This is a genomic window from Sphingomonas sp. Ant20 (assembly GCF_000783375.1).
GTDB lineage: Bacteria > Pseudomonadota > Alphaproteobacteria > Sphingomonadales > Sphingomonadaceae > Sphingomonas > Sphingomonas aerolata.
In genome coordinates this window covers 1-10,483 of record NZ_JRVI01000054.1, presented here as the reverse complement: position 1 = coordinate 10,483, position 10,483 = coordinate 1, and the positions used below count along the sequence as shown (strand labels likewise).

14 protein-coding genes are annotated in these 10,483 nt (G+C 66.2%); 10 read left to right on the top strand and 4 right to left on the bottom strand.

What is annotated here, in order from left to right:
- The 7 genes from NI18_RS09285 to tatC all read left to right on the top strand — a co-directional run.
- Positions 1-299: SPOR domain-containing protein (locus tag NI18_RS09285; RefSeq protein ID WP_037529663.1), on the top strand; the 299-nt coding region annotated here is incomplete at its 5' end.
- 59 nt (positions 300-358) lie between these two features.
- A complete protein-coding gene (locus NI18_RS09280) occupies positions 359-1,381 on the top strand; it encodes a glycoside hydrolase family 3 N-terminal domain-containing protein (protein WP_037529652.1) in 1,023 nt (340 codons plus the stop codon).
- Between the two features lie 43 nt (positions 1,382-1,424).
- Positions 1,425-2,183 carry a ScpA family protein gene (locus NI18_RS09275; RefSeq protein ID WP_306286322.1) on the top strand — a complete coding sequence of 253 codons (759 nt, stop codon included), beginning with the start codon at positions 1,425-1,427 and terminating at the stop codon, positions 2,181-2,183.
- On the top strand, positions 2,180-2,791 hold the full coding sequence (gene scpB / locus NI18_RS09270; protein WP_037529650.1) for an SMC-Scp complex subunit ScpB: 612 nt from the start codon (positions 2,180-2,182) through the stop codon (positions 2,789-2,791). Before NI18_RS09275 ends, scpB begins: the two co-directional genes overlap by 4 nt.
- 28 nt (positions 2,792-2,819) lie before the next feature.
- The gene (locus tag NI18_RS09265) at positions 2,820-3,059 is read left to right on the top strand and encodes a twin-arginine translocase TatA/TatE family subunit (RefSeq protein ID WP_031394888.1); all 240 of its coding nucleotides are present in this window, start codon (positions 2,820-2,822) and stop codon (positions 3,057-3,059) included.
- Positions 3,060-3,108: 49 nt separating this feature from the next.
- A complete protein-coding gene (gene tatB / locus NI18_RS23245; RefSeq protein WP_084215130.1) occupies positions 3,109-3,621 on the top strand; it encodes a Sec-independent protein translocase protein TatB in 513 nt (170 codons plus the stop codon).
- A gap of 31 nt (positions 3,622-3,652) precedes the next feature.
- Positions 3,653-4,444: a twin-arginine translocase subunit TatC gene (gene tatC, locus NI18_RS09255; RefSeq protein WP_031394886.1), complete on the top strand. Its 792-nt coding sequence runs from the start codon at positions 3,653-3,655 to the stop codon at positions 4,442-4,444.
- Positions 4,445-4,521: 77 nt separating this feature from the next.
- Here the strand turns inward: tatC and NI18_RS09250 are convergent, their stop codons facing one another.
- The 3 genes from NI18_RS09250 to NI18_RS26785 all read right to left on the bottom strand — a co-directional run bounded on the left by NI18_RS09250 (position 4,522) and on the right by NI18_RS26785 (position 6,792).
- Positions 4,522-4,656, bottom strand: a complete 135-nt coding sequence (locus NI18_RS09250) for an entericidin A/B family lipoprotein (protein WP_031394885.1) — start codon at positions 4,654-4,656, stop codon at positions 4,522-4,524.
- Between the two features lie 268 nt (positions 4,657-4,924).
- Entirely contained in the window at positions 4,925-6,595 is a 1,671-nt protein-coding gene (locus NI18_RS09245) for a histidine kinase dimerization/phosphoacceptor domain -containing protein (RefSeq protein ID WP_084215129.1), read from the bottom strand.
- An 11-nt stretch (positions 6,596-6,606) separates the two neighbouring features.
- Positions 6,607-6,792: a NepR family anti-sigma factor gene (locus tag NI18_RS26785; protein WP_146163677.1), complete on the bottom strand. Its 186-nt coding sequence runs from the start codon at positions 6,790-6,792 to the stop codon at positions 6,607-6,609.
- Between the two features lie 268 nt (positions 6,793-7,060).
- Between NI18_RS26785 and NI18_RS09235 the strand changes: the two genes are divergently transcribed.
- Together NI18_RS09235 and NI18_RS09225 are read left to right on the top strand one after the other, a co-directional pair.
- Positions 7,061-7,864 (top strand): response regulator, encoded by an 804-nt coding sequence (locus tag NI18_RS09235; RefSeq protein WP_037529646.1) that lies wholly within the window; start codon positions 7,061-7,063, stop codon positions 7,862-7,864.
- A 343-nt stretch (positions 7,865-8,207) separates the two neighbouring features.
- Positions 8,208-8,861 (top strand): sigma-70 family RNA polymerase sigma factor, encoded by a 654-nt coding sequence (locus tag NI18_RS09225; RefSeq protein ID WP_031439350.1) that lies wholly within the window; start codon positions 8,208-8,210, stop codon positions 8,859-8,861.
- A 30-nt stretch (positions 8,862-8,891) separates the two neighbouring features.
- On the opposite strand, the gene NI18_RS25610 is transcribed toward NI18_RS09225, so the two are convergent.
- A complete protein-coding gene (locus NI18_RS25610) occupies positions 8,892-9,074 on the bottom strand; it encodes a hypothetical protein (RefSeq protein WP_037529643.1) in 183 nt (60 codons plus the stop codon).
- A 148-nt stretch (positions 9,075-9,222) separates the two neighbouring features.
- Between NI18_RS25610 and NI18_RS09215 the strand changes: the two genes are divergently transcribed.
- Positions 9,223-10,483: DUF294 nucleotidyltransferase-like domain-containing protein (locus NI18_RS09215; protein WP_306286323.1), on the top strand; the 1,261-nt coding region annotated here is incomplete at its 3' end.

The following is a 10,483-nucleotide window of genomic DNA, read 5'->3' as shown; positions in this document are numbered from 1 at the left end:
CCGGCCGGCTGGTCGCGGCCCCGCCGCTTCAGGCGCGGCCGGCAGCGGCGGGCCCCGTCGCGAGTGGATCGCTCGTTCAGCTCGGTGCCTTTCCGAGTGCTGCGGTGGCCAATTCGGCATGGACCAACTTCGCCAAGCGCTTCAGCTATCTCGCGCCGCTGAACAAGTTCGTCGAGCCGGTCGCACGCGGTGGCAACACGCTGTACCGGTTGCGCGTCGATGCGGGCAGCGCGAACCAGGCCGCCGATATCTGCGGACGGTTGCGCGTCGCCGGCGAAACCTGCTTCGTCGCCAGCTGATCGTCGCGCTGCGGCAGGTTGAACGTGACGACGCGGGGGCGGTTCGCTAGGCGAGGCGCATGAAGCCCGTCATCTTCGGCCTGTCCGGGCCCGTGCTCACCCCGCAGGAACGCGCATTCTTTGCCGAGTGCGTACCGGCCGGATATATCCTGTTCAAACGCAACGTCGTCGACCGCGCCCAGCTGCGCGCGCTGACGGATTCGCTGCGCGCGCTGGCGGGGCGCGACGACCTGGCGATCCTGATTGATCAGGAGGGCGGACGCGTCGCCCGGATGGGGCCGCCCGAATGGCCGAGTTTTCCGGCCGGACCCGTGTTCGACGCGGCCTATGACCGCGCGCCGATGACGGCGATCCAGGCAGCGCGCGCGAACGCCCAGGCGCTCGGGGTGATGCTGAGCGAGGTGGGGATCACTGTCGACTGCCTGCCGCTGCTCGACGTCGCGCAACCCGACACGACCGAGGCGGTCGCCTCGCGCGCGTTCGGGTCCGATCCGATGCGCGTCGCAGCGCTCGGGCGTGCCACGCTGGAGGGGCTGGCCGCGGGTGGTGTCGTCGGGGTCGTCAAGCACATGCCCGGCCATGGCCGCGCGCGCGTCGACACGCATCATCACCTGCCCACCGTCACCGCCACCGATGCCGAGCTCGAGGTCGATCTCGAACCCTTCCGCACGCTAAACCAGGCGCCGATGGGCATGACGTCGCATATCGTCTTTGACGCGTGGGACGCGGATCGCCCGGCGACACTGTCACCGGTCGTGATCGATCGGATCATCCGCGACCGCATCGGGTTCGACGGGCTGCTGATGACCGACGACATCGACATGAAGGCGCTGTCGGGCACCGCGGGCGACAAGGCGGCGGGCGCGATCGCGGCAGGATGTGACCTGGTCCTCGACTGCTGGGCGCGCATGGACGAGATGGTCGAGATTTCCGGCCGGCTGGGTCCGATCTCCGCGGTGGGGCGGGCGCGTCTCGACCGCGCGATGGGGTCGGTGGGCCCCGCACAGGGACGGTTCGACGACCTGATCGCGACCCGCGATGCGCTGCTGGACCGGGCCATGCAGGACCCGGCCGGAGACTGATCGCCTCGCGCGACGGCACGAGCGGGCTGCGACGGATGCGCGGATGCTGTACGCAGCGCGGATGGACGATGCACAGCTGACGCTGGATCTGGATGGATGGGAGGGACCGCTCGACCTGCTGCTGTCGCTCGCGCGCACGCAGCGGGTCGATCTGCGGACGATCTCGATCCTGTCGCTGGTCGAGCAGTATCTCGCTTATGTCGATGATGCGCACACGCTCAAACTCGAACTCGCCGCGGATTATCTCGTGATGGCGGCGTGGCTGGCCTATCTGAAATCGGCATTGCTGTTGCCCCGAGACCCGTCGGTCGAGCCCGATCCGGACGACCTCGCACGGCGTCTCCAGCACCGGCTCGAGCGGCTCGATGCGATGCGCGAAGCGGGGGCGCGGTTGATGGCGTGCGATAGGACGGGGCGCGACGTCTTCGTGCGCGGCGCACCCGAGGGGCTGCGGACCGTCCGCAAGGCGGTCTGGACGGCGGAGATCTTCGACCTGATCGCGGCATACGGACGGGTATCGGGGCGCACCCGGCCGGTGATGCACGTGGTTGCGGATCGTGCGGTCATGACGCTCGAGGCGGCGCTCGAGCGCGTGTCGATGATGGTCGGCGAGCGGCTCGACTGGAGCAGGATTGAGGCGTTCCTGCCTGCATCCGCGGTCGCGCCCGGCGCGGAGCGGTTTCGTCGGTCGGCCCTGGCGTCGAGTTTCGTTGCGGCGCTCGAACTGGCGCGGCGGGGGCGCGTCGAGCTGCGGCAGGCGGCGCCCTTTGCCCCGCTCTATCTGCGCGCCACGCCGGCATGACGCGGCCCGATGCGCTCGTCCGCGCAGTCGAGGCGGTGCTGTTCGCCGCCGACGCGCCGCTGACACTTGATGCGATCCGCGCGCATGTCGGGGCGATCGCGACGGCGCGCGACGTCCGGGTCGCGATCGAGGTGCTGGTCGAGGACTATACGGGGCGCGGCTTCAATATCGTCCGGCGCGGGGATCGGTGGCAGTTCCAGACCGCGCCCGACCTTGCCCATGTGCTGCGTCGCGAGTCCGAAGAGCCGCGGCGGCTGAGCCGGGCGGGGATCGAGACGCTGGCGATCATCGCCTATCACGAGCCCGTCACCCGCGCCGAGATCGAGGCGATCCGCGGCGTGCAGATTTCCAAAGGTGTGCTCGACGTACTGATGGAGGCGGACTGGGTCCGGCCCGCGGGGCGGCGCGAGGTCCCGGGGCGGCCGCTGCTCTATGCCACGACGGCCGCGTTCCTGGTGCATTTCGGGCTGAAGACCCGTCGCGACCTGCCGGGGATCGACGATCTGCGTGCTGCGGGGCTGCTCGATCCGGTCGATGTCGACGTCGAGGACCGTACAGATCGCGGCAGCCATGAAAGCACTGTGGCAAAGCGTGACGATGACGCCTAGATAGAGGCAGGTTTTCAGGAGAATTGTCATGGGCGGATTCAGCCCGATCCATCTGCTCGTTCTTGCGGTCGTCGCGATCCTCCTTCTGGGCGGCGGTCGGTTTTCCAGCCTGATGGGCGACGTTGCCAAGGGCGTTAAGAACTTCAAGAAGGGCATGGCCGAGCCTGACGACGAGACGCCGGCCAAGCCATCCGCGCGTATCGAAGCTCAGAAGACCGCCGATCCGGCCTTCGATCGCGACGGCAATCGCGTCCGCGAAGACCGCTGAGCCGCGCTTGACGTTCCCAGACTCGACGGGTCCAGATAGGCGCGCCTGAATGTTCGATATCGCTCCGTCCGAATTCCTGCTCGTGGCGTTCGTTGCGCTCGTCGTGATCGGTCCGAAGGACCTGCCCAAGGCGATGCGCGTCGTCGGCTATTGGGTCGGCAAGGCGCGCGGCGTCGCGCGCCAATTCCGGTCGGGCTTCGACTCGATGGTCCGCGAGGCGGAGCTCGAGGAAATGGAAAAGCGCTGGGCGTCGGAAAATGAGCGGATCATGCGTGAGCACCCGCCGACCGACACCGCGCAGATCGTCCATTCGCCCGAACCCGACATCCATCACGATCTGCCGTCGTCCGAACCCGTGATGGTCGAGAAGCCCGTCGTGCTCCCGGCATCCGGGTCCTCGGGCGATAAGCCGGCGCCGGCCGGCCTCGATATCGAAGCGCCGGCCCCGGATCACCGGGACAGCGTCGACGTGACACCCGGGCAGGATCGACACGAACACGCCGTACCGGCTGCCACGCCGTCCGACGCGCGGACGGCCAAGTCCGACGTAGCGTCGTCGTGACCGACTTCCAGACTGCCGAGAGCATAGCGTCATGAGTGAGATCGACGAGAGCCGGGCCCCCTTGCTCGACCATCTGATCGAGTTGCGGCGGCGGCTGCTCTATTGCATCGCCGCGCTGGTCGTGACATTCGCCGTGGCAATGTATTTCGCCGAGGATATCTTCGGCTTCCTCGTCCACCCGCTGCTCGCGGCGGGGCAGGATACAGTGATCTACACCGAAGTGTTCGAGGCGTTCTTCGTCCAGGTGAAGGTCGCGTTCTTCGCGGCGATGATGCTGTCCTTCCCGGTCATCGCCAACCAGCTTTGGCAGTTCGTCGCCCCCGGCCTGTACAAGAAGGAGAAGAACGCGCTCCTGCCGTTCATCCTCGCCACCCCCGTCCTGTTCCTCACAGGCGCGGCCATGGCCTATTATGTCGCGATCCCGATGGCGCTCCACTTCCTGCTGGGGTTCGACGGCGTGGTCGGCGGCGTGAAGCGCGAGGCGCTGCCGGCGATCGGCAACTACCTGTCGTTCACGATGCAGTTCCTGTTCGGCTTCGGGATCGCTTTCCTGCTGCCCGTGCTGTTGATGCTGCTCGAGCGCGCCGGGATCGTCACGCGCAAGCAGCTCGTCGGCGCGCGGCGCTACGCCATCGTTGCGGCGTTCGCGATTGCTGCGGTCCTGACGCCCCCGGATATCGGGTCGCAGCTGCTGCTCGCGATCCCGCTGACGATCCTCTATGAATTCGCGCTGATCGGTATCTGGTTCACGGAGCGCAGCCGGGCGAAGGCCAAGGCGCAGGATGAGACGTCGGACTCCACCGATATCGCCGAAACGCACTGAGCGAACGGCGCCAGACGTAAAAACGGGGCCCGGTGCAGCTGCACCGGGCCCCGTTTTCGTATCTCAAGCGCAAAGGCTTACTTGGCGTCGCTCGCGGTCTTCGCCACGGTGCGGCCGGCCGAGCTCACGTCCTTGCCGGCGCCTTCGACCGTGTTGCATGCCGACACGATGAGCGCGCTGGCCACAACGGCCAATCCAACCAACTTACGCATAATACTTCCTCCTAGAAGGCTTGAATGCCACCGAGGGGAGAAATGTACGGGCGCGGGTTTCGTTCCGTTGGTGCAACCAGGCACGCGTCTGATTTGGAATGATAAAGGCGAAGCGTCACCGGGGGGGGGGAGGGTGATGCTTCCGGGCCTGTCACTTGGATAGCGAGAGCGGGGGGGCATAAAGTCGCTATCCGAACTATAGAACGGCGTTCGGGAAAGGTGGTTCCTGCCGTTTTCAAGTTTTTTTCGACGAGGTGTTTCGTCGCGCTCAATCGCGCCCGATGACGGCAAAGGCGATCTCATACGCGCCGACCAGTGGGTCATGATGGAGCGCCGAGCGCAACTGGCGCGAAAGGCCTTCCATTACACGGCCATAGCGCGTTGCTGCCTCGCGCAGCGCGTCGCTCTCGATCAGCGCCCGCGAGACGACGCGGAGCACTGCGCGGTCGGGCGTGGCGCCGGGCTGGATCGACACGCGGATCTGTGCCGAAGGATCGCAGGTCATCGCCAGCTCGATCGTCTCGGTCGCGAGGAACGCGACCGCGACGGCGACGTCCTGATTGACGAGGAACGGGGCGACGTCGAGCGTGATGCCGAGACCGTGCGAGCGATCGGGGGCGGTGGCGCGAATGTTGGCGGACAGTTCGCCCAGCATCGTGCGCATGTTGAGCCCGCGATTTTCCTCGAGCTCGGCAAAGTGGTTGCGGTGCACGACCGCCAGCGCGTCGACCCGGCGCTGGATCGACGAATAGGCCTCGGTCGCATCGGCGCTGCGTGCGCTGCGGGCGTGGAAGTTGATCAGGCTGGAGATCACCTGGAGATTGTTCTTCACCCGGTGATGCACTTCGCGCGTCAGCTTGGTCTGTCGCACGAGCCCAGCCGCCAGGCCCGCTTCGTGCGCCGCCACGGTCCGGCTGATGACCTGGAACGTATCGCCGAGCTCGCGGATCTCCTGCGCGGGCATGGTGCGGACGGTGCCGGTATCAATGACCTCACCTGGCGTGAACGCGGCGACCGCGGCGCGCAATTGCCGCAAGGGACGGATCAGCAGGCGGTCGACAACGAACCAGCCGATCCCCGCCGCCGCCGCCCACATCAGTAGCGGCAGCAGCAGCGCGATGATCAGCGACGAGGTAATCGGTGCGCTGCGGATGCTGGTGCGCAGCGCAAGGCCCGCGACGCCAAGGTCCGTACGCATCGTCTCCAGCCGGTCGAGCGGTGCCTCGTCGTCGATCGATTCGAGGAGCAGCGCGTCCTGTCCGAGCATCAGCGCACTGTTGAATTCCAGGGTCTGGTTGGACGGCCGGCCGATCCGTTCGAGAAAGGGCTGCGGGAAATAGGCGCGTGCCGACGTCTCGCCGCCGGGGCCGGTGATCGCGAGGACCAGGCCGCGGTTCGGGACGATCGCGGCGGCAACGGGATTGCTGGTCGAATCCAGCGCGACGGCTTCAGGCAGCGCGCGCCCGCACAACACGCGGCCGGCGCGGTCGGTGATGACAAATCGCGTACCCGAGGAGGCCTGCTGCGCGAACACGCCCTGTGCGCGGGCGCAGCTCGGCGCGTCGGCAGGGTCGAAGCCCAGCGCGTTCACCGCGACGCGCAACGCGGTCATGTCACCGATCAGTTCGATGGCGACCGATCGTGCGCTTTCTGCCGCAGCGACCCGCAACCTTGCACGGGCTTCCGCATCGGCGACACGCGTCGTCTGGAGCGTAGCGAAGATCGCAATCAGCGCGAGCGGCAGAAGCGCTGCACTGAGGATCAGGAAAAGCTTGGCCCCGGTGGGAAGCCGCCCGATCGCGGTGGCGATCTGCGACGGTGGACGAGACGCCGTCGCATTGGCGTCAACAGAACTGGTGTCGGTCGGGGTCTTCGTGGAGCCCGGGGCGGCAGGTGACGGGGTGCCGGATTTGCTCACGGAACCGGTTGGCGAGGCCATGCGGCCCGCCCTCAGTCCAGCTTGCCGAGCAGCGCCAGAAACTCGTCAGGAACGGCTTCCTCGACGGTCTGCTGATAGACCGACCGCAATGCCGTTCCCATCTGCCGATCGCGGGCCGTGTCGCGCGGCTTGCCGGTGCCCTTGCCAGCGGGAGTGCCGGCGGGAGTTTCGTTCTGCGTGTCGTGGCCCAAACTCAAAATTTCCCCCTGCACGACGCACGTAAGATGATGTTTACCATAGGCCGCGGGCGGCACATGACACAGCTAGACCTGCGTCATACACTCGCGGTGATTGTCCGGGAAACCAAATAGCCTCTCGTTAGTTCCCTGTTGGAGCGAAAAATCGATATTGTCGTGGGCGTCGGGCCAAAAGGTTCCGAGGGTCTGGCAATCGGTCGGTCGCGTCATATTCTAGTATCGTCGTCCTCACCGGGCCGGCGTAACGATCAGGGAGTTACCAATACCCATGTCGCTTGGACAGCAACTCGCACCGCATCTTCCCTTTCTGCGGCGCTACGGCCGGGCCCTGACCGGCAGCCAGAGTCATGGCGACAAATATGTTCGCGCGACGCTCGAGGCGATCGTCGCGGCACCTGATGAATTTCCGAAGGATGTCGATCCGCGTCTCGGTCTCTATCGGATGTTCCAGGCGATCTGGTCGTCGGCGAATTATGATGAGATGGGCGACGAGGGTGTCGGCGACACCAACGGCCATGCCGCAGTTGCCCGCGCACGTATGTCGCGGATGACTCCGCTCTCGCGTCAGGCGCTACTGCTGACCGCAATGGAGGGTTTCACGCCCGAGGACGCGGCCTATCTGATCGACGTCGATGCGAACGAGGTCGAAGAGCTCGTCGCCGCAGCACTGGCGGAAATCGAAGGTCAGACCCGCGCGCGTGTTCTGATCATCGAGGACGAGCCGATCATCGCGATGGATATCGAGACGATCGTGCGCGACCTGGGTCACGACGTGACCGGTGTCGCGGTGACTCGCGACGAGGCCGTGGCCCTTGCGATGGAAGAGCGTCCGGGTCTCGTGCTCGCTGATATTCAGCTGGCGGACGACAGTTCGGGTATCGACGCGGTCAAGGACATCCTTGCCGAATTCGAGGTTCCCGTGATCTTCATCACCGCGTTCCCCGAACGTCTCCTGACCGGTGAACGTCCCGAGCCCACCTTCCTGATCACCAAGCCGTTCCAGCGTTCGACAGTGAAGGCGGCAATCAGCCAGGCACTGTTCTTCGATCAGACGACCGTTCCGGGCGCCTGATGCGCCGCTAGACTTGGGCCGGGGTTGCCGTCGACGATATCGTCAGCAACCCCGGCATCAAGTTTTGATAGTTACGGACCCAAAACGGCGTTCGGGGGTTTCAGTCTCATGGTTGACCCAAAAGAGCAGATCCACGTCGCCGGCGAAGACGCCCGCGCCGGCGCAACACCGCATATGACCCGCTATATCCTTGTGATATCACTGGTCCTGGTTATCGCCATTTTTGCATTTCTCGTCATTCGATAGCATATGCGTGGCGTGGCGGACCGGTTAATGCCGATCCGTATGCTCAAGATCGCCGTCCTCTGGGCGGCGGTCGTCATTCGGGAACGATCGGAATTTCATGGTACAGCCCGCCCAGCGTGACGACGAAGTCGACGGCGCCGAGCCTCAGGTCGCGCCCGTTGAGCACGTCTCGCTTTCCGATGCCGAGTTCAAGGTCCAGCTTGCCCAGGTGATCCCGCATCTACGTGCGTTCGGGCGTTCGCTGTCGGGCAGCCGCGACCTTGCGGATGACCTGGTGCAGGAGACGCTGCTGAAGGCGTGGGCCGCACGGCTGCGCTTCCAGGCCGGTACGAACATGCGCGCCTGGACGTTCATCATCCTGCGCAACCTCTATCTGTCACAGATGCGTCGCGCCCGCTTCAAGGGCGAGTGGGACGATCTGGTGGCGGATCGCATCCTTGCGGCACCTGCTAGCCAGGACCGGCATGTCGAGCTGGGCGATATGCAGCGCGCGTTGATGCACCTGCCGCAGCCGCAACGCGAGGCGTTGATTCTCGTCGGCGCGGGCGGGTTTGCGTATGAAGAGGCGGCGGAAATCTGCAACGTGGCGGTCGGGACGATCAAGAGCCGCGTCGCGCGTGGCCGTGTCGCGCTTGAAACCATTCTCACGGATGGGTCGCTGCCGTCGCGCCGCGATCATGAGACTGACACGACCAAGACGGCACTCGACTCGATCATGGGCGATGTCGAAGAGCTGAGCCGCGGGCGGTGAAATAGACGCCCGCCGCGGCTGGCGTTTGGATCAGTGTCGTCGCGGCGACATGGTGTCGAGTTCACGCAGCAAAGACATAAACTCGTCGGGCATTCCGGAGTCGCGATCGAACGCACCGCGAAGCGACTGTCCGATCGCATCCGTCTTGCGAGGCGCGCGAACGACCAGATGATCGGTCTGGTCACGGCGAATAGTCGGGTGCAGATGGGTCATGCAGGGTCAACGAGCTTCAAGGCTTTTTGTTGCTACCCCGGCTTGACTTTATAAAACAATTGTGGGGTGTGGCTTGGATAACGCGCATCGGGCGTCGGAGATCATCGCCGCGACGCAGCGCGCGCGACGCTGGTCCCCCTTCCTCGCCATGCTCCTCGACCGCGAGCCTGTCCTTGCCAGGGAGCTGGCAGAGGGACGGCTGGATCCCATCCCGGTGCCGCTCGACCCCGACATGCCGGTTGCACGACGCCTCCGCCTCGAACGGCGTGCGCTCGCGCTGAGGGTCGCGATCGGTGACCTGGCCGGCGTGTTCGATCTCACCGCCGTGACGCAGCAGCTCACCGGGTTTGCCGACCACGCACTCGACACCGCGATCCGCACCGCGATCGAAGAGCGCACGCCCGGCGCCGAAGCGCGCGGGTTCGCCGCGATCGCGCTTGGCAAACAGGGGAGTGGCGAACTCAATTATTCGTCGGATATCGATCCGATCCTGATCTACGATCCGGACACGCTGCCGCTGCGCCCGCGCGAGGAACCCGAAGCCGCCGCCGTGCGGATCGGCAAGCGCGTCGTTGAACTGCTTCAGGCACGTGACGGCGACGGCTATGTGCTGCGCGTCGACCTCCGCCTGCGGCCGTCTCCCGAGATCACGCCGATCGCGCTGCCGATCGATGCGGCGATCAGCTATTACGAGGCGCAGGCGCTCCCCTGGGAGCGTGCCGCCTTCATCCGCGCGCGCGCCGCAGCGGGCGATATCGCGCTTGTCAGGCAGTTCCTCGACACGGTCCGCCCGTTCGTCTGGCGGCGCGCGCTCGATTTCGGCGCGATCGGCGAGATTCGCGGCATCTCGCGACGGATCCGCGATCATCATGCGCAGGGTCAGGCCTTCGGGCCGGGTTACGACCTGAAGCGCGGCCGCGGCGGGATCCGCGAAGCCGAATTCTTTGCGCAGATCCATCAGTTGATCCATGGTGGTCGCGATCCAGCGCTGCGCGCGCCGGCCACCCGCGTCGCGCTTGCGCGGCTGGCGGAGGCGGGGTGGATCGGCGGAGATGAGGCGCGCGCGCTGATCGAAAGCTACACGCTGCTGCGGACGATCGAGCACCGGGTGCAGATGATCGACGACCGGCAGACGCATGCCTTGCCGACCGGCGATGCGCTCGAGCGGGTGGCGTGGCTGCACGGGCTCGACGGCAGCGCCGCGTTGTTGGCGCTGCTCGCCCCGCATGTGGCGGCGACCGGGCGGATCTACGACGCGCTCGACGATGGCGCGGCATCCGGGCTTTCGCATGATCCGACGCGGCTCGACGCCGAGCTGGCAGAGGCGGGGTTTGCCGAACCCGAACCCGCGCGCCAGCGGATCGCCGCGTGGCGGGCAGGGGCCTATCCCGCGCTGCGTAGCAGTGCCG